Here is a 22,544-nt window from a genome sequence, read left to right as displayed (position 1 = left end):
GACGGCCGTGCCCGGCGGCTCTGGACACAGGGAACGGCCGCGCCTGCCCGGTTCCGCGAACCCGTTCTGTGACCCGGATCAGATTCTACTGTATATCTATACAGTCTGAATGACGCGGCGGCGAACCCGCATCCGGGACGGGATCGCTCCCGATCGGGCCGACGCGCAGCGCCGTCCCCACTCCGCCTGCCCGACCCGGCATCACGCCCCCGCCTTGCGGCAGGTCTCCTCCCAGATCCGCTCGTACGCCGCCTCGACCTGCCGGGCGAACCGCGCCCCGTCCATCAGCGGCGAGCGTTCCATACGCCCGCGCAGGCCGGCGCGTAGCGCGGCCAGCCGCGGCAGGTCGCCGGCCAGCGCCACGGCCGTGCGCACGAACGCCTCGTCCGACTCCGCCGCCAGGTCGTCCAGGCCCAGATTCGCGAGCTGGCTCAGGCCCGCCCGCCCCGCCGCCGTCGCGCCGATTCGCGTCACGACAGGCACGCCCATCCAGAACGAATCGAGGCTCGTGGTGTGGCCGTTGTAGGGCAGCGTATCGAGCCCGAGGTCGATGGCGTGATAGGTCCGCAAATAGGCGTCGCGCGGCCGGAACGGCACGAAGTCCACGCGCCGCGGGTCGATGCCGCTGCGCGCGAGACGCCCGGCCAGCTTCGCGCGCGCCTCGCCCCCGGCCGCCATCAGCAACAGCCGCGCGTCCGGCAGCGCCCGCAGCACCGCCGACCAGAGGCCGAGCGTGCGGTCGGTCAGCTTGCAGGTGTTGTTCAGACTGCCGAACGTCACGTGCCCGCGCTCCAGCGCCGGCAGCGCGTTGACCCCGGGCGTGTCCGTCAACGGGTCGTAGCACCAGAACGTGTCGGGCAGACGCAGCGAGCGCTCGCGGTAGTGGTCGTCGTGACCGGGCGGATCGAGATGCGGATCGGTAAGCCGGTATTCGATGGCGTCGAGCCCGGTCGTGCCCGGATAGGCAAGCCAGGCCACCTGCGCCGGCGCCGGCTGGCGCGCGAACAGCAGCGGCCGGCCGTCGGCCATGTGCATGGCGAGATCGACGAGGATGTCGATGCCGTCCGCGCGAATGCGCTGCGCGAGCGCCGCGTCGTCGAAACGGCGCACGTCGTGCCAGACCTCGACCTGTCCGGCGAGACGCGCCGTCACCGCGTCGGGCCTGAGCACGCTCGCATAGCCATGAATCTCGAAGCGCGCGCGGTCGTGATGCGCGAGAAGCGGCGTCGTGAACAGCGACTGGCAGTGGTCGCGAAAATCCGCCGAGACGTAACCGATGCGCAGCCGCCGCCCCGGCGTCCGGTCGGGGACGGGCGCGACGCGCGAGGCCCGCAGCGGCGCCTCGTGACGCGCGGCCCAGCGCCGGCATTCGTCGAGCATGGGCGCGCCCTCGTCGGACTGGAACGAGAGCGCATAGGCGAGGTTGCTGTGCGCGACGACGTTGTCCGGATCGCACGCGACGGCGCGGCGATAGCATTCGATGCCCTCGTCGAGTTCGCCGCGATCCTTCAGCACGTTGCCGAGATTGTTCCAGGTCGGCGAGTGCGCGGCGTCGAAGCCGAGCGCCTCGCGCAGCAGCGCATGCGCCTCGTCGAGGCGGCCGAGCGCGCGCTTCAGGTTGGCCGCGTTGTTGCGCGCGACGACGAAGCCGGGCTGGATGCGCATCGCGGCTTCGAAGGCCTGCGCGGCATCGCCGAACTCGCCGAGCTCGCGGCAGACGTTGCCGAGGTTGTTGGCCGCCGACGCATGCCGCGAATCGAGCGCGAGCGCGCGCAGATACTGCTGTCGGGCCTCGTCGAGACGACCGAGCCCCTGCAGGGCCAGCCCGAGGTTGTAGGCGGCCTGCGCGAACCGCGGATCGAGCGCGCTGGCCCGTTCGAGCGCCTGGACCGCCTCGTCGAACTGGCCGAGCCCGCAAAGCGCGACGCCGAGATTGACGAGATTGACGCTTGCGTCGGGCGCGGCGGCCACCGCGGCGCGCAACAGCCCGACCGCCTCGCTGCCGCGGCCCTGCGCCTGCAGCAGCGTGCCGAGATTGGTCAGCGCGTTGGCGTCGTCGGGCTGCACGGCGAGCGCGCGTCGATAAGCCGTCTGCGCCGCATCGGGTTCGCCGAGCAGCCGATGGCAGTTGCCGAGATTGTTCCAGGCGTCGACGGACGTCGCATCGCGCCCGGCGGCAGCGCGCCAGGCGTCGGCGGCCGCGCGCCACTGGCCCTGCGCCTGCCATGCGCCGGCGAGCGCGGACCAGATATGCGCGGCGCCATCGTCTTCGGCAAGCAGTTGCCGGTAGAGCGCCACTGCATCGTCGAAGCGTTGCAGCAGCATCAGCGTCTGGCCGAGCGCGAAACGATAGCGCGGATGGTTCGGCGCGACGGCGAGCGCCCGCTGCAACTTGTCGAGCGCCTCGGCGGGCGCGTTCTCCTGAAGCGCGATCACCGCGAGCCGGAACAACGCGTCGGCATGGACGGCATCGCCGGCCGGAATGGATTCGTAGAGCTTGCGCGCGGCGGCGAAGTCGCCCGCGAGATGCCGCTCGTTGGCGAGGGCGAAACGCTCGTCGGTCTGCATCGGAGCCTGCCTTTCTGCGCACCAGGGTCGACGACAGGGTAACGGGTAGCCGGCGAGGCGCGACGGCATGCGCCTCGCCGGTCATCCATGAAATGACGCCGGCGGCGCGAACCCTTCCGCGCCGCCCGTCGACGGACGACGGCCCCGACTAGCGAGCCACGTCGACGCCGATCAGCACCTTGATGTCGGGCGGCCCGACCAGCCAGCTATCGATTTTCGCCCGGAACGCGACGTAGTGCGGGCTGTCGCGATGAGCCTGAACCGCGTCCGCATCCACGTAGATTTCGTACAGGTGAAAGCCCGGCTTGCCGTCGGCCTCGCGCAGCAGGTCGTAACGGAGGTTGCCCGGCTCGGCCCGAGTGGCCTCGATCATGACCTGCAGTTCCTTCTCGAGCCCGGCGGCATGCTCGGGCTTCGGAATCAGGCTGGCAAAGAGATAAATGCTCATGGCAGTGGTCCTCGTCGTATTAGCGCTCGCGCGCTTACTCTACGGCGTAGCGTTCGAGCCAGTGCGCGTAGGGCGCGGGCAGCGTCCACGACGCGCGTTCCACGCCGAGCTCGCGCGCGGCCCGGTACGCCCAGTGCGGATTGGCGAGGTGAGCCCGGCCGACCATCACGAGGTCGAGCTGGCCCGAGGCCACCGCGTTCTGCGCGAGTTCGGGCGTGTCGATGCCCCAGGCGGAAGCCACCGGCAGTTGCGCCTCGCGGCCCACGCGCTGCGCGATCGGCGCGAGGAACGCGGGCGCCCACGGAATCTGCGCGTCGGGCGTCGAGAAGCCCACGCTCACGCTCAGCATGTCGAGCCCTTCGCGCTTGAAGCGCTTCGCCAGCTCGATCGATTCGGCAAGCGTTTCCTCGTCGCGACCGTCGTACTCGATCACGCCGAAACGCGCCGTCAGCGGCAGGCGCTCGGGCCAGACCTTGCGCACGGCGGCCAGCGTTTCGAGCACGAAGCGGCTGCGGTTTTCGAAGCTGCCGCCGTAGGCGTCGGTGCGATGATTCGAATGCGTCGAGAAGAAGCTCTGGCCGAGATAGCCGTGCGCGAAGTGCAATTCGAGCCATTCGAAGCCCGCTTCGAGCGCGCGGCGCGCGGCCGCCACGAAGTTCTCGCGCACGCGCGCGATGTCCTCGAGCGTCATCGCCTTCGGCACTTTCGGCAGATTCGCGCCGAACGGGACGGCCGAGGGCGCAATGGTCTGCCAGCCGTGCGGGTCGCCTTCGGGCAGGTGGTCGTCGCCTTCCCAGGGACGGTTGGCGCTGGCCTTGCGGCCCGCGTGCGCGATCTGGATGCCCGGTACGGCGCCGGCGGCCTTGATGGCGGCCACGGCGGGAGCGAAAGCCTCGGCCTGGGCGTCGTTCCAGAGGCCCGTGCAGCCCGGGGTGATGCGGCCTTCGGGCGACACGGCCGTCGCCTCGACGATCACGAGACCGGCGCCGCCGCGTGCGAGGCCCGCGAGATGAACCTGGTGCCAGTCGTTGATGAAGCCGTCGTTGGCCACGTACTGGCACATCGGCGGCACGGCGATACGGTTGCGCAAGGACACGTCCTTGAGCTTGAACGGTTCGAACAAGGCGGACATCGGCTGTTCTCCTGCAGGACGCGAAACCGCACCGGCACCGGCGGTCCGCGTCGGGTTGAAAAATCATGCGCGCCAGGCGGGCCGCGAGACAGAGCGAGAAACAGGCATCCGAAGGGCGTCGCCGCCTTTCGTCTTGCCGCCTCCTGCCTTTCCGGCAGATAACGCCGACGCATGAAAGTCAAACGCCGCCATCGGCATGGGCCGTGGCGGCGTCTTGTGGTACGCAGCGAAAACCGGCCGCGAACGGCGTGGTTTTCGACTGCGCGCAGAACGGATGATAAAGCTGAAGTGAGGAGCGCCGCGTTCAGCGCGACATCATGTTCATGGCGACGTTATGCATCACCCATAGCGTGCCGCCGATGACGATCACGACGGTCAACACGGTGAAGGCGAATGCGGTCACGTTCCAGCGCTGGCCCGACGACGCGTTCAGATGCAGGAAGAACACGAGGTGGACGACGATCTGGATCGCCGCGAGCACAGCCAGCGCGACGATGCCCGAACTGGCCGAGAAGCCGCCGTGCAGCACGACCCAGAACGACGCGGCCGTCAGCACCACCGAGAGCACGAACCCGGCGACGTAACCGCCGAAGCTGCCGTGGCTCTCTTCCTCATGAATGGAATGCTGCGAACTGGCCATTTAGATGACGCTCCCGAGATAAACGAACGAAAACACGCAAATCCAGACGATGTCCAGAAAGTGCCAGAAAAGGCTCAGGCACGAGAGGCGGCGGATGTCGCGATCGGTCAGCTCGCCCGAGCGGGTGGCCACCTGCAGCATCAGCACGACCATCCAGATCATGCCGAAGGTCACGTGCATGCCGTGCGTGCCGACGAGCGTGAAGAACGACGAGAGGAACGCGCTGCGGCTCGGGCCCGCGCCTTCGGCGATGAGGTGGCTGAACTCGGCCAGCTCGAAGTGCAGGAAGGCCGCGCCGAAGAGGAACGTCACGATCAGCCAGCCGAGCACCATGCCCTTGCTGCGCTTGTGCGCGCCGATCATCGCGAAACCGTACGTGATGCTCGACAGCAGCAGCGCGCCGGTTTCCATCTCGACGCCGGAGAGCTCGAACAGATCCTTGCCCGTCGGGCCGCCGGCGAACTGGGTACGCATGATCGCGAATACGGCGAACAGCGTCCCGAAGACGATACAGTCCGTCATCAGGTACAGCCAGAAGCCGAACACCGAATGCGAAGGCGGATGGTCGTGGTGATGACCGGCCTCGGCCGTCGCGGCGGCATGAGAATTCTGCAACATCGGTTAGGCCTCCACTGCTTCGAATTGGTCCTTGTCGCCCGAGCGCGCCCTGGCGAGTGCGCGATAGCGCTCTTCCTCTATTTTCCGGACCGTCTCGGCCGGGATGTGATAGCCCTCGTTCGCGCCGAAGCTATGGATGATCGCGGTGCCGAGAATGCCGACGAAGCTCGCGATCGCCAGCCACCAGATGTGCCAGATCGCAGCGAAGCCGACCAGCAGGGCGAACACGGCGATGATGAGGCCCGCGGCGGTGTTCGACGGCATGTGGATGTCGTGGTACTCGAGCTCCGCGGCGCTCGTCGCTTCGCGGCCGTCTTCCTTGACGTGCGCGAACTCGTCGAGCGACTTCACGTGCGGAATGATCGCGAAGTTATACGACGGCGGCGGCGAGGCCAGCGACCATTCGAGCGTGCGGCCGCCCCACGGATCGCCCGTCAGGTCGCGGTTTTCCGGCTTGTTGCGGTCGCGCACGCTCACGTAGAGCTGGGCCAACTGGTGCAGGATGCCGATGAAGACCAGCACGGCGCCGAACGCGGCGACGACGAGCCACGGATGCCATTCCGGATTGTCGTAGTGGTCCATCCGGCGCGTCATGCCCATGAAGCCGAGCACGTAGAGCGGCATGAACGCGACGTAGAAGCCGACGAGCCAGAACCAGAACGCGCGCTTGCCGAGCTTTTCGTTGAGCTTGAAGCCGAACGCCTTCGGGAACCAGTAGTTGAAGCCTGCGAGATAGCCGAACAGCACGCCGCCGATGATCACGTTGTGGAAGTGCGCGATCAGGAACAGCGAGTTGTGGAGCACGAAGTCCGCGCCCGGGATCGCCATCATCACGCCCGTCATCCCGCCGATCGTGAACGTCACCATGAAGCCGATCGTCCAGAGAATCGGCGCGCCGAACTCCAGCCGGCCGCGGTAGATCGTGAACAGCCAGTTGAAGATCTTCACGCCGGTCGGAATCGCGATGATCATCGTCATGATGCCGAAGAACGCGTTGACGTTCGCCCCGGAGCCCATCGTGAAGAAGTGGTGCAGCCACACGAGGAACGACAGCACGGTGATCGACAGCGTCGCGTACACCATCGTCCTGTAGCCGAACAGCGGCTTCTTCGCGTAGGTCGCGACGACTTCCGAGAACACGCCGAACGCCGGCAGGATCAGGATGTACACCTCGGGGTGACCCCAGGCCCAGATCAGGTTCAGGTACATCATGACGTTGCCGCCGCCGTCATTCGTGAAGAAGTGCATGCCGAGGTAGCGGTCGAGGCCGAGCAGCGCGAGCGTGACGGTCAGGATCGGGAACGCGGCCATGATCAGCACGTTCGTGCACAGCGCGGTCCACGTGAACACCGGCATCTTCATGAGGCTCATGCCCGGCGCGCGCATCTTGATGATGGTCACGAAGAAGTTGATCCCCGTGAGCAGCGTGCCGACGCCCGAGAGCTGCACCGACCACAGGTAGTAGTCGACGCCCACGCCCGGACTGAACTGCAGTTCGGAGAGCGGCGGATAGGCGAGCCAGCCCGTCTGCGCGAACTCGCCGATCACGAGCGAGATGTTGATCAGGATGGCGCTGATCGCGGTCATCCAGAACGACAGCGAGTTGACGAACGGGAACGCCACGTCGCGCGCGCCGATCTGCAGCGGCACCACGATGTTCATCAGACCCACCATGAACGCCATCGCCATGAAGAAGATCATGATGACGCCGTGCGCGCTGAAGATCTGGTCGAAGTGGTGAGGCGGCAGGTAGCCCGGCGAATCGAACGCCATGGCCTGCTGCGCGCGCATCATGATCGCGTCGGCGAAGCCGCGCAGCAGCATGATGAGCGCAAGGATGATGTACATGACGCCGAGCTTCTTGTGATCGACGCTCGTGAGCCACTCGGTCCACAGATATTTCCATTTGCCGAACCAGGTGATCGCGCCGAGCACGGCCACCACGACGAGCACCATGAAGATGCCCGCGCCCACGATGATGGGCTGATCAAACGGAATTGCCGCTAATGTCAGTTTGCCGAACATGATCCGTTACCCCTTCGTACCCGTGCCGCAGGCGGCGGCGTTCTGCATGTCCATCACCTGGCCGTTGTTGTACTTCGCAATGATGTTGTGGAACAGCTTCGGGTCGACCGACGAGAAGTACTGCACCGGATTCTTTTCGCTAGGCTTCGCGACCGAGTCGTAAGCGTCCATGCTGAGCGACTGTTGCGATGCCTTGACCTTCGCGACCCAGGCGTTGAACTGGTCCGGCGACGTCGCGATCGCCTTGAACTTCATGTCCGAGAAACCGCGGCCGCTGAAGTTCGCCGATTCGCCGTCGTAATTGCCGGCCTCGTCGGCCACCAGGTGCACGCGGGTCTGCATGCCAGCCATCGCGTAGATCTGGGTGCCGAGCTGCGGGATGAAGAACGAGTTCATCACCGAGTCCGACGTAATGAGGAAGTTGACCGGCGTGCCGACCGGCATCGCCACCTGGTTGACCGTCGCGATGCCGAGGTCGGGGTAGATGAAGAGCCACTTCCAGTCGAGGGCGACCACTTCGACGTTGATCGGCTTGACGTTCGATTCGAGCGGCCGGTACGGGTCCAGCTCGTGCGTCGTCTTCCAGGTCAGGACGCCGAGGAAGATGATGATCAGCGTCGGGATGGTCCAGACGACGACTTCGATCGCCGTGGAATGCGACCATTTCGGCGCGTAGGTGGCGCTGGTGTTGCTGGCCCGGTAGCGCCACGCGAACAGCAGCGTGAGCACGATGACCGGGATCACGACGATCAGCATCGCCCAGGTCGAGGTTGCGATCAGCGACTTCTCGGCCACCCCTACGCTGCCCTTCGGGTCGAGCACGCCCATGTTGCACCCGGAAAGACACAGGGTCAGTCCGGCTCCGACGGGAAGCAATAACCTTTTCAAGGTCGTTCTTTTCATCACTTTTGCCTGAGTTTCATCCGTTGATTTATTCCGACCACCCCCACGTACCCGCCGTAAGGGCGCCCGCATCATACAGCCGCTTTATATTTGACGAGAATCAACGAATCGTGAAAATGATCTTTGCCAAAAAGACCGTGCGACACATTGTCACATAGTCTTTCGTGGCTCGGACCGGCCGCGGCACTTTCGAACACAACAACATTTTCGAAACCTTCCGGCAGGGTCCGAACGCCATTTGATCGGTTCAGCCAATCAATCATCGGACCCTGCAATTCATCTTTTCTTACTACCGCCTCGTTCGCTAACGTCAGGCCGGCGTGCGCGCCGGCGCGGCCGCGACGCGAACGTCGACGGACGTCGCGCGGGCGACGGCCGGCGCGGGCGTGGCGGCGCTGTCGACCACCTGCTTCGAGCGGTCCGCCTGCGCGACGAGATTCGCGGCGGACTGGTCGAGCGCGTCGGTGAAGGGCTTCGGATAGACGCCCAGCCACAGCACCAGCGCCGCCAGCGAGGCGAACACCAGCGACTCGCGGCCGCCGATGTCGGCCAGCTTCGCGACGCTCGCGTTCGCGACCGCGCCGAATATCACGCGCTTGTACATCCACAGCGTGTACGCGGCGCTCAGGACGACGGTCGTCGCGGTCAGCGCGCCGATCCAGAAATTGAAGCGGATGGCGCCCATGATGACCATGAATTCGCCGACGAAGCCCGAGGTGCCCGGCAGGCCCACGTTCGCCATCGAGAACAGCATCACGAACACCGCGAGGCGCGGCATCGTGTTGGCCACGCCGCCGTAGGCGTCGATCGAGCGCGTCTGGGTGCGGTCGTAGAGCGCGCCGATGCACAGCAGCATCGCGCCCGAGACGATGCCGTACGAGATCATCTGGACGACCGCGCCTTCGGCGCCGATCTGGTTGAAGAGGAAGAGGCCGAGCGTGACGAGGCCCATGTGCGCGATCGTCGAGTACGCGAGCAGCTTGCTCATGTCGGTCTGCACGAGCGCGAGCAGGCTCGCGTAGATCACCGCGATCAGCGACAGCGTGATCATGACGGGCGCGAAGAAGTGGCTCGCATCGGGCGTGATCGGCAGCGTAAAGCGCAAAAAGCCGTAGCCGCCCAGCTTGAGCATGGCGAGCATGACCGAGGCGCCGGTCGGCGCCTCGAGGTGCACGTCGGGCAGCCAGGTATGGACCGGCCACATCGGCAGCTTCACCGCGAACGCCGCGAAGAAACCGATGAAAACGAGCACCTGCGGCGTGAAGCCGAGCCTCAGCGCGCGCCAGGCGGCCATGTCGAAGGTATGCGACTGGCTGTACAGATAGATCATGGCGACGAGCATGAGCAGCGAGCCGCCGAACGAGAAGAAGAAGAACCGCACCGCCGCATAGCTGCGGTTGGCGCGGCCCCAGCTACCGATCAGCAGGTACAGCGGGATCAGCGTCGCCTCGAAGAACACGTAGAAGAGCATGCCGTCGAGCGTCGCGAACGTGCCGACCATCAGGCCGGAGAGGATCAGGAACGCGCCGAAGTATTGCGCGACGCGCTCGGTGATCGAAACCCACGAGGCGAGCACGATGGCGAGCGTCGTGAAGGCGGTCAGCACGACGAGCCACATCGAGATGCCGTCGATGCCGAGGCGGTAGCCCACGCCGAACTGCGGCAGCCAGTTGTGGAACTCGACGAACTGCATGGCGTTCGCGTGATTGTCGAAGCCGCTGATGAGCGGCAGCGTCACCAGCAGGCCGACGATCGCGCCGATCAGGGCCAGCCAGCGCGCGCGTTGCGGGTGGTCGTCCGAACCGACGCGCAGCACGATGACACCGAACAGGATGGGAATCCAGATCGCCAGACTCAGAAACGGAACGGATTGCATTCGACGAGACCTTAAAAATACGTAGTCAGTAGCGTCATGGGCGCCGGCACGGCGCGCAATGAAAACGAAAGCTCCACGTCGAGCGATGCCCGCGGCCGCCGGGTCGTAATGAAAGCGTTAGCTGCCCGGCGAAGCACAGCAGGGGCTCAAGGGTTAACGAGCGTAATCGGAAAACGGGAGTTTTGCAGCGCAGCAACCAAACTATATTTGCATATTGTTACAAGTCATTGTTTTTGCGGAATTTATGTTTTACTCCAAAAGCCGCCGACCGGCTGTCGAACGGGCTTTTCGCCAGGCCAACTGCGGTACTTCGGCGCCATTCGCCCAACGGGGCGCGCCAGGCGGCGCCCGGCAAATCCGTACATTATAATTTCATATCTATTTAAGTTTCATTACTTTCGCATCGGCAGACGGGGACGGGACGCACCCTTCTTTCTACGTCTACGCGATTCCGCAGTAACAAATTTAAATGAGAATCATTTGCATTTAAGAATGATTCGGGCGATCATCCTCCCATGCATCGCGTGAGCCCGGCGCACCGCCCATCGGCGCGCCGGCGGCCCGCGCCCGCCGGAGGTCACATGAACTACCAGAACCCGTTCACCGCCGATGACACGCTGCCCGACGACCCGTTCGCGCCGTATGCCGATACCGCCGAACAGGTCGTGCTGCAGGCGGTGCGCACATGGCTGCGGCCGCACTGCGACGCCCACGGCAACCGTGCAAGCTGGCACGGCACGCTGGCCGAGGCCGGGCTGCGCATCGAGGGCATCGGCCACTTCGACCTGCTGATGGCCGCGCTGCAATGCGCGTCGAACCGGCCGCTCGACACGCGCTGCCGCTGCGCCACCGAGCTCGCCCACGACGAAGCCTCGCTGCTGCAGACCATCGCCCTTCTCCAGTCCACGCGCAGCGAGGCGGCCATGCAGATCCTCAACGACTGGCTGCCGCCGGCCGGTGCAAGCGGCGTGCTCAAGATCGCCCGCTGGTTCGCCATCGCGCTGCTCGACGCGGGCCTCGAATTGCGCGCCCGCGAGCGGCGCGTGACCTACATGCACTGACGAACCCGCGCCGAAACCGGCCGTAGCGCCGGCACGGCGGCTCCCGCCGCCGCATGGCATGAGCTCATGACGAAAAACGATTTGGCCGCCTTCGCCGCGACCGTTAGGATCACGCGTTATCCGTTTTTACCGCCCCGACCGGGCGTCCCCGCATGAACTCCTCCGCTACCCTACCCGCCTCGCGGCCCGTCATCCGCTCGGCCGCCGACGTCTCGCAGCTCGTCAACGACGGCGCCGCGCGCGGCAGCCACGCCCGCATCGTCGTCGCCATCGCGCTCGGCGGCGTGTTTCTCGACGCCTACGACCTCGGCGCGCTCGCGTTCGGCATGAAGGACATATCGCGCGAGTTCGCGCTGAGCCCGACCGGCGCCGGCTTCGTCGCCTCGGCCATCACGTTCGGCGCCATCGTCGGCGCGTTCATCGGCGGCTTTCTGACCGACCGCATCGGCCGCTATCGCGTGTTCATGGCCGACATGTTCTTTTTCGTCGTCGCCGCGCTCGCCTGCGCGTTCGCGCCGAACGCCTGGGTGCTCGGCGGCGCGCGCTTCGTGATGGGGCTCGGCGTCGGCATCGACCTGCCGGTGGCGATGGCGTTCCTCGCCGAGTTCTCGCGCCTGGCCGGACGCGGCAACAAGGCCGCGCGCGTCGCGATGTGGTGCCCCGTCTGGTACGCGGCGATCAGCGTGTCGTACCTGCTCGTGCTTGCGTTCTACTCGAGCCTGCCCGCCGCGCACGAGGGACTGCTGTGGAGGATCACGCTCGGCTTCGGCGCCGTGCCCGCGCTCGTCATCATCGCCGTGCGCAGCCGCTACATCAGCGAGTCGCCCGTGTGGGCCGCGAACCAGGGCGATCTGACCTCGGCCGCCCGCATCCTCAAGCGCGCCTACGGCATCGACGCCGCGCTCGCCGACGACGCGCCCGCCCATTCCGCCGCCCCGCACCGGGCCGCCTGGCGCAACTACGGCGCGCTGCTGCGCGGCGTCTACCGGCGGCGCACCGTGCTCGCGACGGTGATCGGCGTCGCGTCCTCGTTCGCCTACAACGCCGTGGCCTTCGGCCTGCCCGTCATCCTCTCGAGCTTCCTCGCGCAGTCGATGCTAACCACGATCCTCGCCTCGCTCGTGCTCAACCTCGGCTTCGCCTTCGTCGGCGGGCTCGTTTCGGTGCGCATCGTGCCGCGCGTCGGCGCATGGCCGCTGACCGTGCTCGGCTACGTCATCCAGTTCGCCGCGCTCGTCGGACTCGCGATCGTCGGCAAGCCCGCGACGGGCATCGCCGTCGCCAGCGCGGTGGCGCTGCTCGCCGCGTTCCTGCTCGGCCAGGGCATCGGGCCAGGCTCGCACAGCATGACGTTCGCCTCGCTCGCCTACCCGACTTCGCTGCGCGGCGTCGGCGTCGGTCTCAACCAGACGCTGATGCGCGCGAGCTCGACCGTGTCGCTGTTCCTGTTCCCGGTGCTGGCGGCCGCGCTCCATACGAAGGTGTTCTGGATCATCGCGCTCGCGCCGCTCTGCGGGCTGATCGCGCTGCTCGCGATCCGCTGGGAGCCGTCGGGCTACGACGTGGACGCCGAAGACTTCGAATCCCCGACCGACGTCGATCCGCCCGCGCCGACCGCCGGGCGCCCGGAACGCCAGACCCATCGCGACGAGACGGCAGCAAGCCTCTAGTTCGCGCAGCGGCCCGCGCCGGCCCGGACCCGGCACGGCGTCCCCTCAGACTCCCGGGCTCGCGCCCCCAGAGCGGCGTGCGGACGGCGGCAGAACCGGGCGCCCAGCCGGCGCGCCCGTTTCACCGCCGTGTCCGTCCGCGGTCCAGCCCGCGCGCGATGCGCCGGCCCAACGCCCGCGCCATCCGCCCGTAATACTCGCCCGGCACCGCGAACAGCACGAGCGCGCACAGCGCGAGCGCGGCACAGCAGACGAACGTGCCGCGATAGCCGAGCGCCTGCACCAGCAAGCCCGAGAGCACGCCCGAGAGAATCGACCCGACGCGCGACGCGTTGAAGAACAGCGCCGTCGCGCGCCCCGGCGAATCCGGCATCAGGTCCTGCACGTAGGTCATGCCGAGACACGACGTCACCGCAACGACGAACGCATTGAGAACCTGCATCGGGATCAGCGCATGCACGTTCGGCGCGAGCGCCATCGCGAGGAAATACACGGCATGCACGCTCGCGCAGGCCGCCAGCCAGTGCGGCTTGTGCAGCTTCGAGGCCCGCGCGCCGAGCGCGAGCATCATCGGAATCTCCATCAGCGCGCCGAGCCCCAGCATGATCGACACCTGAAGGTGCGAGCCCCTCAGGCCGTGCACGATGTAGAGCGGCAACACGATCATCGTCGCGTTGGCGGCGAGGCCGATCAGCGTCAGCGCGACGATGGCGCGCATGATGTCGTGGGCCGACGCGTCGACGGCCGGCGCCGCGCGCCGCGCCGCCGTTGCGCGCGCGATGCCGGCGGCCTGCGTCTCCCCGTCGGAGAGCTCGGCCGCGGCCCCGACGCCGGGCAGCGCGCCCGGCTCCACGGCGGCCGCCTGCGCCTGAGGCTGCGGGCCCGGCATCGGCCGGGACGACGAAGACGGCTGCGGACGCGGTGCGAGATGCTGCGTGGCGTGCTCGTCCACCGGGTCCGCGCGCGGCTCGCGCATGCGCCAGACAATCGCCGCGCACGCGGCGAAGCTCGCGGCCGCGAACAGGAACAGGCCGTAAAAACCCGAGGCGGCCAGCACCAGCGCGCCGACGGCCGGACCGAACACCCAGGCGGCCGAAAGGATCGTGCGCAGCGTCGCGCTCGCGAACGTGCGTTGCGCGTCGTCGACGGCGGGCAGCGCCGCGCGGCTGAACGAAAACACGAGCGAGAGCGCCGAGCCGCCGGCGCCGATGAAGACGATGCCGACCGCCAGCAGCGCGCGGTAGTCGCGCAGCACGCACAGGCACAGATAGCCGAGCGCGGCCGCGCAGAGCGACGCGAGCAGCAGCGGCCGGTGCCGCCCCGTCGCGTCGCACCAGCGGCCGGCTGCCGTGCTCGCGAGCACGCCGCTCGTCGCGATGACGGTCATGAAGATGCCGAGCCGCAACGGCGTCATGCCGGCGCGTTCGATGCCGAAGAGCGACAGGTAAGGGGCGGTGAACGACATCGCCACGCCGAGCATCAACGCGGCGCCCGCGAGCGGCGTGAAACCGGGAATGCGCAGAAGCTCGAAAAAACGCGAGTTGGTGAACACAGCGCGGCGGAAAGTGGCGGGAAACGATCGGGCGGCGCGGCAACGGCGAAATCGCGGCCGGATCGACCGCGCATTATCCGGCCGGATCAGGCCGTCGTGCAAGGGCGCGGCGGCCCGTGCGAGGCGGTGAACGGTCGGGAAGCCGGTCGGAGACGGTTGCCGGGCGGGGCGCCGGGCAACCGTGGCAACGCCGTCCGCGCGCGGCGTTGCCGCAAGTCACGTGCCGGAGGACGGCGCCGGCGGCGCCTGCGCGGGCTCCCCGGAGCCGGCCTGCGCGAGCGTCTGCTCCGGCCACGGATCGACGGCCGACTGGCCGCCGCCGGGCGTCGCGCGCGGCACCGTCGCGAACGCCTCGCGGCCGCGGCGCGGCACGTCGCCGGCCTCGCCCCAGGCCGGATTCGGAATCTCGCCGAACACCTGGCGCAGCCGCTCGCCCCAGGTCGAATGAATCATCTGGAAGTAGGTATTCGACTGGTCGAGCGACGCGTAGCGCGTAATGCGCAGCGAATCGCGCTCGTAGACGAGCAGATCGAGCGGCAAGCCGACCGAAAGATTCGAGCGCAGCGTCGAATCCATCGAAATCAGCGCGCATTTCGCGGCCTCGTCGAGCGACGTCGAAGGCGTCAGCACGCGGTCGATGATCGGCTTGCCGTACTTCGCTTCGCCGATCTGGAAGTACGGGTTGACGGCCGAGGTCTCGATGAAGTTGCCGGCCGCGTAGATCATGAAAAGCCGCATCGGCTGGCCGCGCACCTGTCCGCCGAGGATGAAGCTGCAATTGAAGTCGATGTCGAAGGACTTGAGCGCCTGGGCGTCGCGCCGGTACACCTCGCGCACCGCCTCGCCCACGACGCGCGCGGCCTCGACCATCGTGGGCGCGCTCCAGAGCGTGGGCCGCCCGTCGGCGTGCGACTCCTCGAGCACCTGCAGCGTAGCCTGCGTGATGGCGAGATTGCCGGCGACGAGCAGCACCATCACGCGCTCGCCGGGCTCCTCGAACACCGCCATCTTGCGCGACGTGCTGACGTGGTCGACACCCGCGTTGGTGCGCGTGTCCGAGAGGAACACGAGCCCCTCGTCCATCGACATTGCGACGCAATACGTCACGACTCGCCCCCCCGCATCCCGCGCAATCCGACCGCCATACGACTTCACCCTGAGAATCGACCCCCTGTGGCGAAGCACTTTATCACAACCGGTTGCGGGCTCCGGCGGGCGAACGGGGCAGACGAAGCGGGCCGGACGCGGCGGATCAGCCGGCTGCCGCCGGCGCGGCCTGCACGCAGACTTCGCGCAGCACGTCGAGCCGCCGCCCCGGTTCGGCGACGAACGGATTCGACTCGTCCCACGCGTAGCCGGCGAGCACCGAGCTGATCATCGCGCGAATCGCCGGCGTCTGGTCCGGATGGAACACGACGTCCTGCAACACGCCGGAATACCAGCGCTCGACGAACGCCCGGAACGTATCGATGCCCTTGCGCAGCGGCACTTCGTAGTCCGCCTGCCAGTCGACCGTCCCGCCCTGCAACTGGCGGACCAGCGTCCGCGTCGCGAGATGCGCCGACTTCAGCGCGATCGTGACGCCCGACGAGAAGACCGGGTCGAGAAACTCGCCGGCGTTGCCGAGCAGCGCATACCCCGGTCCGTATAGCCGCCCGACGTTCGCGGAATAGCCGCCAAGATGACGCACGGGCATCAGGAACGGCGCGTCGCCGATCAGTCGCGCGAGCGTCGGTTCCTCGTTGATCAGGCGGCGCAGCCGCGCCTCGCGGTCCGCCTCGGACCCGTCGAAAAAAGCCGCCTCGGCCACGCATCCGACCGAGGCCCGCGCGCCGGCCAGCGGAATCAGCCAGAACCAGACGTCGCGCCGCTCGGGATGCACGGCGACGCAGATCTTGTCGCGCTCGCCCGAGCCCGCCGGCCTCGCGTCGCGGACGTGCGAAAAGAGCGCCGCGCGCGCCGGCAGGCGGGTCGGCGCCTCGAGATCGAGCAGCCGCGGCAGCACGCGGCCGAACCCGCTCGCGTCGAGCACGAAGCGCGCGTTCACGCGGTACGTTGCGCCCGCCTCGTCCGCGACCTCGAGCCGGGGCGCTACGCCCGGCTGCATGGTCCGCACCGTGTGCCCGAACCGCACCTCGGCCCCCTGGGCCGCCGCGCAGCGGATCAGCAGATCGTCGAACGCGGCACGCTCGACCTGATAGGTCGTGCCCCAACCCGGCGAATGCTTTTCCCGAAAGTCGAACGACGACGACCGGTCGCGATGCACGAACCACGCGCCGTTCTTGTACTGAAAGCCCGCCTCGACGACGGCCTGGAGCATCCCCGCTTCCTCCAGATACGCCATGCTCTGCGGCAGCAGGCTCTCGCCGATCGAGAAGCGCGGGAAACGCTCGCGCTCGAGCACGAGCACCGAACGGCCCGCGCGCCTGAGCAGCGCCGCGGCGACGGCCCCCGACGGCCCCGCGCCGATCACCGCCACCTCGACGTCCACGTCCTGCAGATTCCGCTTCGAAACGTTGTTCAAATTGTCCTCGTCTGTCGTTCGCGCCGGCCGCGGCCGGCGCCATCGGCGCGCCATGCTTTCGCATGGCGTGCGCGTGCCATTACAATGACGCCCAACCCAACAGAGCCGAACCCGGCCCGGAGCGCGTCCCATGCCGTCAACCGAAATGTCCGCTGCGCCGTTCGTGCCGGAAACCGCGTTCGGCCTCTGGTTCCTGCGTACGCATACGTGGGAGCACCATGTCCTGCGCGTCGCGATCGACGACCTGAAACGGCTCGTCGACACGCCCCTGCCGCCCAACCCCGTCGTCGCCGACGTCGGCTGCGGCCAGGGCAAGTCGTTCCGGCTGCTCGCCGGGGCGTTCCGTCCGGGCCGCATCGTCGGCGTCGACTTCCACGAGCCGTCGCTCGAGCTGGCGCGCCGCGCGGCGAAAACCTGCCCGGCTCCGGTCGAACTGTTCGCCGGCGACTGCGCGAACCTGCCGATTCCCGAGGCGAGCGTCGACGTCGTGTTCTGCCACCAGACGTTCCATCACCTCGTCGACCAGGACCGTTCGCTCGCCGAATTCCGTCGCGTGCTCAAGCCGGGCGGCGTCCTGCTGTTCGCCGAATCGACCGACGCCTACATCAGGTCGTGGGTCATCCGGCTGCTGTTCCGCCATCCGATGGACGTCCAGAAAAGCGCCGACGGCTACCTCGACATGATTCGCCGCGCGGGCTTCGCGTTCGGCCCGCAGAACGTGTCGCTGCCCTATCTCTGGTGGAGCCGCGCCGCCGATTTCGGTCTCCTCGAACGGCTCGGCCTGCACCGCCCGCAACCCGGCAAGCGCCGCGAAACGCTCGTCAACGTCGCGGCGACGCGGATCGACTAGCGCAAGACGGGAGCGGCAGCGGACGGCGGCCGCCCTACCTGCGCAGCGTCACCACCTCCCCCTTGAGCGCCACGCCGGCCACGAACACGCCGGCGCCGCAGACGAACGTCGTCGGGCTGCTCGTCTCGTCGCCGCGGTAGTTGCTGCGAATGTCGATGACGGCGTTGCCGCCGTCGCGGCGCGCGCGATCCTGCAGCGCACGCACGGCCGACAGGAACACGTGCTGGCAGGCCGGCTCGTCGCCCTTGCCCAACGCGTTCGTCTTTCTGTTCGTGGCGGCCTCGCCGAGCGAATTCGCCACGGCCGGATGCGGCTGACCCGCGAAATAGAGCGCCACGTCGTCTTCCACGATGCCGGGTTCGCTATGCAGCGCCTCGTCCACGGAATAGCTCTCGATGGTGTCGCGCGCGAAAGCGGACGGCGAAAAGGCCGCGGCGGCCAGACAGGCGGTCGTCAGCGCGGCAACGGCGTGCAGTCGGATGGTTTTCATGGTTGGGTCTCCTGTTCTCTATCAGTTGGAACCCTGTCCGAGCACGACCACCTCGCCGCTGATACGAAGCGCGGCGGCGCTGGGACTCACGCCGCAGAGGTACTCGCTCGACGACGTGGTCTTCGTCGAATGGAAGTGCGTTTCGATGCCGACGACGGCGTTACCGCCGCGTCTACGCGCATCGGCGCGCAGGCTCTCCAGCGCCTGGCCGATCGCTTCGCGGCAGGCAACCTCGGCTCCCTCGGTCTGGCGCGCGATGCGCGCCGGGGTCTCCACGCGGCCGATCTCGTGCGTGACGGGCGGATGCGCCTCGTCCCCGAAATAAAGCGCCACGTCCTGCGTGCCCGCATCGCTGCCGGTAACGGGCGCGAGCGGCAGCGACCTGACCTGCGTGGCGCATCCGCCCAGCGCGAAAACGGCCAGCGTCGTGGCGGCCAGCATGAAAGCGTTCCTTGTTCTCATCTTCTGTTTTCCTTATCAACGTTGCAGTGAAACGTCACGTGCCTTCCCAGGCACCGAACATCAGGCTCGCGCAGCTTCCCCCGAACCCGAACGACACCGACATCGCCGCCCGCAGCCGCGCCTCGCGCGCGCGCCTGACGAGCGGCATGTCGCCCAACCCCGCATCCGCCCGTTCGAGCGCGGCATTGCCGGCCATGAAGCCGTCGCGCATCATCAGGAGCGTGTAGATCGCCTCGTGCGCGCCGCTCGCGCCGAGCGGATGGCCGGTCGATCCCTTCGTCGACGAAAACGGCGGCACGCGCGTCGCGCCGCCGAACGCGTCGCGCAGCGCGGTCAGCTCCTCGAGGTCGCCGAGCGGCGTCGACGGCGCATGCGTGTTCACGTAGTCGGGCAGCCGGCCCGCTTCGTCGAGCGCGGCGCGCAGCGCCCGGGCGATGCCGGCGGCGCGCGGCGTCACCATACCGGCGCCGTCCGTGCACTGGCCGAAGCCGAGCAGTTCCGCGTGGATGCGCGCGCCGCGCGCGAGCGCGTGGTCGAGCGATTCGAGCACGAGCACGCCGGCGCCCGAACCGATCACGAAGCCGTCGCGGTCCGCATCGTAGGGACGCGACGCGCGCTGCGGCGTGTCGTTGAACCGCCGCGACAGCGCGCCCATCGCGTCGAACAGCATCGTCATGTTGTCGTGCAGCGCCTCGCTGCCGCCCGCGAGAACGATCTGCTGGCGCCCCGTCTGGATCAGTTGCAGGGCCTGGCCGATGGCGAGCGCGCCGCTCGTGCAGGCCGACGACGGCGTGTAGCTCACGCCCTCGAGGCCGAACGTCTGCGCGACGTTCGCCGACGCCGTGCTGCTCATCGCGTGCGGAACCGCGTATGGCGGCACCCGGTCGGGACCGCGCGCGGCGGCGATCGCGATCGCCGCGTCGTAATTCGCCAGCGAACCGACGCCCGACCCGATCACGGCGCCGGCCCGGGGCGAGCGCAGCGCGTCGGGGGCGAGCCCCGCGTCGTCGATGGCCTTGCGCGTGGCATGGCACGCGAAGCGCGCCGTGTCGCCCATGAAACGCTCGAACCGGCGCTCGAACGCGGGTTCGCCGGCGACCGACGCCACGCCCGCGACCTGGCTCGCGAAGCCGCGCTCGCACCAGGCCTCGACGCGGGAAATGCCGCTGCGCCGCGCGCGCAGCGCCTCCGACACCGCGTCGAGCGCGTTGCCGAGACACGAGACGATGCCCATGCCCGTCACGACCACGCGCGCCATGCCGCGCCCCCGGGCCTCGCTCACGGGACGCGCCTGAAGATCAACGACGTATTGATGCCGCCGAACGCGAAGTTGTTGCTCATCGCATATTCGGCGTCGATGGCGCGCCCTTCGCCGCGGATATAGTCGAGCGTCGCGCAGGCCGGATCGACGGCGTCGAGATTCAGCGTCGGCGCGTACCAGCCGCGCTTCATCATCTCGATCGTCCACCAGGCTTCGAGCGCGCCGCAGGCGCCGAGCGTGTGGCCGACGTAGCTCTTGAGCGAGCTGATCGGCATACGCTCGCCGAACACCTGCTGCGTGGCATGGCTCTCGGCCACGTCGCCGCGGTCCGTCGCCGTCCCGTGCGCGTTCACGTAGGCGATGGCCTCGGCCGGCAGGCGCGCGTCGTCGAGCGCGAGCCGCATCGCGAGCGCCATCGTCTGCGCGGTCGGCTGCGTGATGTGCATGCCGTCCGAATTGCTCGCGAAGCCGACGATCTCCGCGTGGATGCGCGCGCCGCGCGCGCGCGCGTGCTCGTACTCCTCGAGCACGAGCGTCGCCGCGCCCTCGCCGACCACGAGCCCGTCGCGCGCCGCGTCGAACGGCCTCGGCGTCAGATGCGGCGCGTCGTTGCGCGTGCTCGTCGCGTAGAGCGTGTCGAACACGGCCACCGTCGGCCCCGAAAGCTCGTCCGCGCCGCCCGCGAGCATCAGCGTCTGCCGGCCCGCGACGATCGCCTCGTAGGCGTAGCCGATGGCCTGGCTGCCGGACGCGCACGCGCTCGACGTCGGCACGATCCGCCCTTTCAGATCCCAGAACAGGCTCACGTTGACGGCCGTCGTGTGCGGCATCATCTGCACGTAGCTGTTCGACGTCACCTCGCTCATCGAGCCCGTCGCGAGCATCGTGCCGAACGCGCGGATCGGCTCGACGGAACCCGCCGACGAGCCGTAGGCGACGCCCATGCGTCCGTCTGCGATCGAGGCATCGCCCGCGAGGCCCGCGTCGGCCAGCGCGAGCTCGCTCGCGCGCACGGCGTAGAGCGACACCGGTCCCATCGAGCGCGTCTTCTTGCGCGGCCAGGCGGCCGGCGCGGCGAACGCGGGCAACGGGCAGGCAAGCCGCGTATGCAGCGCGGTAAAGCGATCCCATTCGTCGATGCGCCTGACCGCGTTGCGGCCGCCGCGCAGCGCCGCCTCGATCCCGGCCCAGTCGCTGCCGAGCGGCGTCACGCCGCCCATCCCCGTCACGACGACGCGCTTCATCAGATCATCCCGCCGTTCACGCCAAGCACCTGCCTCGTGATGTACGAGGCCCCGTCCGACATCAGGAAGCTGACCGCCGCCGCCACTTCGGCCGGCTGCCCGACGCGGCCCATCGGCACGCCCCTGAGCGCGGCCTCGAGCGGCACCTCGTCGAGCATGCCCGTCTCGACGAGCCCCGGCGCCACGCAGTTGACCGTGATATGGCGCGTCGCGAGCTCGACGGCCAGCGCCTTGGTCGCGCCGATGAGGCCGGCCTTCGCCGCGCTGTAGTTGACCTGGCCGCGATTGCCGACCACCCCGGACACCGACGCGATCGTCACGATGCGCCCGCCCGCGCGCGCGCGCACCATCGGCATCGTGAGCGGATGCACGACGTTGTAGAACGAGTCGAGGCCGGTTTCGAGCACGACGTCCCAGTCTTCGTCCGTGAGCGCGGGAAAGGCCGCGTCGCGCGTCACGCCCGCGCTGCAGACGATGCCGTAATAGGCGCCGTGCGCCGCGACGTCGGCCTCGAGCGCTTCGCGGCAGGCCGCGCGGTCGCGCACGTCGAACTGCAGCACGCGGGCCGTGCCGCCCTGCGCCGCGATGCCCGCCGCGACGGCCTGCGCCTCGTCGAGCCCGGTGCGGCAGTGCACGGAGACGGCGAAGCCGTCGGCCGCCAGCCGGTAGGCGATCGCGCGGCCAATGCCGCGGCTCGATCCGGTAACGAGAACGCGCCGGCTCATGAGTGAAAGCTCCCTTCGATGAATGACCGGAAATCGGCCGGTTGGAACACCTTGACGACGGCCTCAGCCAGGCGCGCGCCGTCGTGCGAGATCGCGCATTCGTAGGCGCCGTGGCCTGCCTCGCTGCGCAGCACTTCGCGCGCGTCGATGCGCAGTTGCGCGTCGCGCGCGAACGCGGCGGCCAGGGCGGTATAGCGCTGCGTGCCGAGCAGTACGCCGGGACGCGCATGGCCGCCGGCGCGCATCGCCAGCAGACCGACGTGCGCGGCGATCGCCTGCGCCATCAGCTCGACGCCGATCCATGCGGGCATGGCGCCCTGTGCATCGGCATACCAGGCGTCGCCGCGCACGCGCGCCCAGGCCGTCAGCGCCTCGTCGGAAAACGCGCTCACGCGTTCGAGCAGCAGCATCGTGCCGCGATGCGGCAGGATCGTCCCGATCGGCACGGCGTCGAGACGGGAGAAATCGGGAATGGACCCGGCGGCGGAATTCATC

The 22,544-nt window shown here is 68.3% G+C and carries 21 protein-coding genes; 3 read left to right on the top strand and 18 right to left on the bottom strand.

The window, feature by feature from the left end:
* Positions 1-201: 201 nt before the first annotated feature.
* The 9 genes from CY652_RS01160 to CY652_RS01125 all read right to left on the bottom strand — a co-directional run bounded on the left by CY652_RS01160 (position 202) and on the right by CY652_RS01125 (position 10,210).
* A complete protein-coding gene (locus CY652_RS01160; protein WP_102128837.1) occupies positions 202-2,568 on the bottom strand; it encodes a tetratricopeptide repeat protein in 2,367 nt (788 codons plus the stop codon).
* A gap of 148 nt (positions 2,569-2,716) precedes the next feature.
* Entirely contained in the window at positions 2,717-3,016 is a 300-nt protein-coding gene (locus CY652_RS01155) for a putative quinol monooxygenase (protein WP_102128836.1), read from the bottom strand.
* 34 nt (positions 3,017-3,050) lie between these two features.
* Positions 3,051-4,148: an NADH:flavin oxidoreductase/NADH oxidase gene (locus CY652_RS01150; RefSeq protein ID WP_102128835.1), complete on the bottom strand. Its 1,098-nt coding sequence runs from the start codon at positions 4,146-4,148 to the stop codon at positions 3,051-3,053.
* A 304-nt stretch (positions 4,149-4,452) separates the two neighbouring features.
* Entirely contained in the window at positions 4,453-4,788 is a 336-nt protein-coding gene (cyoD, locus tag CY652_RS01145; protein ID WP_102128834.1) for a cytochrome o ubiquinol oxidase subunit IV, read from the bottom strand.
* Positions 4,789-5,406, bottom strand: a complete 618-nt coding sequence (cyoC, locus tag CY652_RS01140; protein ID WP_102128833.1) for a cytochrome o ubiquinol oxidase subunit III — start codon at positions 5,404-5,406, stop codon at positions 4,789-4,791.
* Between the two features lie 3 nt (positions 5,407-5,409).
* Positions 5,410-7,431: a cytochrome o ubiquinol oxidase subunit I gene (gene cyoB / locus CY652_RS01135; RefSeq protein ID WP_102128832.1), complete on the bottom strand. Its 2,022-nt coding sequence runs from the start codon at positions 7,429-7,431 to the stop codon at positions 5,410-5,412.
* Positions 7,432-7,437: 6 nt separating this feature from the next.
* The gene (gene cyoA, locus CY652_RS01130) at positions 7,438-8,334 is read right to left on the bottom strand and encodes a ubiquinol oxidase subunit II (protein WP_102128831.1); all 897 of its coding nucleotides are present in this window, start codon (positions 8,332-8,334) and stop codon (positions 7,438-7,440) included.
* A gap of 71 nt (positions 8,335-8,405) precedes the next feature.
* Positions 8,406-8,597 carry a hypothetical protein gene (locus CY652_RS24330; RefSeq protein ID WP_180970363.1) on the bottom strand — a complete coding sequence of 64 codons (192 nt, stop codon included), beginning with the start codon at positions 8,595-8,597 and terminating at the stop codon, positions 8,406-8,408.
* Positions 8,598-8,644: 47 nt separating this feature from the next.
* Positions 8,645-10,210, bottom strand: a complete 1,566-nt coding sequence (locus CY652_RS01125; RefSeq protein ID WP_102128830.1) for an NADH-quinone oxidoreductase subunit M — start codon at positions 10,208-10,210, stop codon at positions 8,645-8,647.
* A gap of 581 nt (positions 10,211-10,791) precedes the next feature.
* Here CY652_RS01125 and CY652_RS01120 point away from each other — a divergent pair.
* Both CY652_RS01120 and CY652_RS01115 read left to right on the top strand, forming a co-directional pair.
* A complete protein-coding gene (locus CY652_RS01120; RefSeq protein WP_102128829.1) occupies positions 10,792-11,271 on the top strand; it encodes a hypothetical protein in 480 nt (159 codons plus the stop codon).
* A 152-nt stretch (positions 11,272-11,423) separates the two neighbouring features.
* Positions 11,424-12,941, top strand: coding sequence for an MFS transporter (locus CY652_RS01115; RefSeq protein WP_102128828.1), 1,518 nt, complete (start codon positions 11,424-11,426; stop codon positions 12,939-12,941).
* Positions 12,942-13,062: 121 nt separating this feature from the next.
* On the opposite strand, the gene CY652_RS01110 is transcribed toward CY652_RS01115, so the two are convergent.
* The 3 genes from CY652_RS01110 to CY652_RS01100 all read right to left on the bottom strand — a co-directional run bounded on the left by CY652_RS01110 (position 13,063) and on the right by CY652_RS01100 (position 17,017).
* Complete coding sequence (locus tag CY652_RS01110; protein WP_258002135.1) at positions 13,063-14,493, bottom strand: sugar efflux transporter; 1,431 nt, start codon at positions 14,491-14,493, stop codon at positions 13,063-13,065.
* A gap of 216 nt (positions 14,494-14,709) precedes the next feature.
* Entirely contained in the window at positions 14,710-15,600 is an 891-nt protein-coding gene (locus tag CY652_RS01105; protein ID WP_102128827.1) for a proteasome-type protease, read from the bottom strand.
* A gap of 145 nt (positions 15,601-15,745) precedes the next feature.
* On the bottom strand, positions 15,746-17,017 hold the full coding sequence (locus tag CY652_RS01100) for an NAD(P)/FAD-dependent oxidoreductase (protein WP_374703614.1): 1,272 nt from the start codon (positions 17,015-17,017) through the stop codon (positions 15,746-15,748).
* 130 nt (positions 17,018-17,147) lie between these two features.
* Here CY652_RS01100 and CY652_RS01095 point away from each other — a divergent pair, with 130 nt between their 5' ends.
* Complete coding sequence (locus CY652_RS01095; RefSeq protein ID WP_102128825.1) at positions 17,148-17,867, top strand: class I SAM-dependent methyltransferase; 720 nt, start codon at positions 17,148-17,150, stop codon at positions 17,865-17,867.
* Positions 17,868-17,901: 34 nt separating this feature from the next.
* Here CY652_RS01095 and CY652_RS01090 read toward each other — a convergent pair whose 3' ends face one another.
* The 6 genes from CY652_RS01090 to CY652_RS01065 are packed head-to-tail and all read right to left on the bottom strand — an operon-like array spanning position 17,902 to position 22,543.
* A complete protein-coding gene (locus tag CY652_RS01090; protein WP_258002134.1) occupies positions 17,902-18,357 on the bottom strand; it encodes an excinuclease ABC subunit A in 456 nt (151 codons plus the stop codon).
* Positions 18,358-18,378: 21 nt separating this feature from the next.
* The gene (locus CY652_RS01085) at positions 18,379-18,819 is read right to left on the bottom strand and encodes a signal peptidase (protein WP_102128824.1); all 441 of its coding nucleotides are present in this window, start codon (positions 18,817-18,819) and stop codon (positions 18,379-18,381) included.
* A gap of 34 nt (positions 18,820-18,853) precedes the next feature.
* Entirely contained in the window at positions 18,854-20,077 is a 1,224-nt protein-coding gene (locus tag CY652_RS01080; protein WP_102128823.1) for a beta-ketoacyl-[acyl-carrier-protein] synthase family protein, read from the bottom strand.
* 20 nt (positions 20,078-20,097) lie between these two features.
* Positions 20,098-21,324 (bottom strand): beta-ketoacyl-ACP synthase, encoded by a 1,227-nt coding sequence (locus CY652_RS01075; protein ID WP_102128822.1) that lies wholly within the window; start codon positions 21,322-21,324, stop codon positions 20,098-20,100.
* On the bottom strand, positions 21,324-22,049 hold the full coding sequence (locus CY652_RS01070) for a 3-ketoacyl-ACP reductase FabG2 (protein ID WP_102128821.1): 726 nt from the start codon (positions 22,047-22,049) through the stop codon (positions 21,324-21,326). Before CY652_RS01070 ends, CY652_RS01075 begins: the two co-directional genes overlap by 1 nt.
* Positions 22,046-22,543, bottom strand: coding sequence for an ApeP family dehydratase (locus tag CY652_RS01065; RefSeq protein ID WP_102129010.1), 498 nt, complete (start codon positions 22,541-22,543; stop codon positions 22,046-22,048). Before CY652_RS01065 ends, CY652_RS01070 begins: the two co-directional genes overlap by 4 nt.
* Between the last annotated feature and the right edge of the window lies 1 nt (position 22,544).

Origin of the sequence: Burkholderia sp. WAC0059 (assembly GCF_002870125.1) — a bacterium.
In the GTDB taxonomy this organism is placed as follows: domain Bacteria; phylum Pseudomonadota; class Gammaproteobacteria; order Burkholderiales; family Burkholderiaceae; genus Paraburkholderia.
Note: the sequence above shows the minus strand (reverse complement) of the source record. Positions and strands in the feature narration are given on the sequence as shown.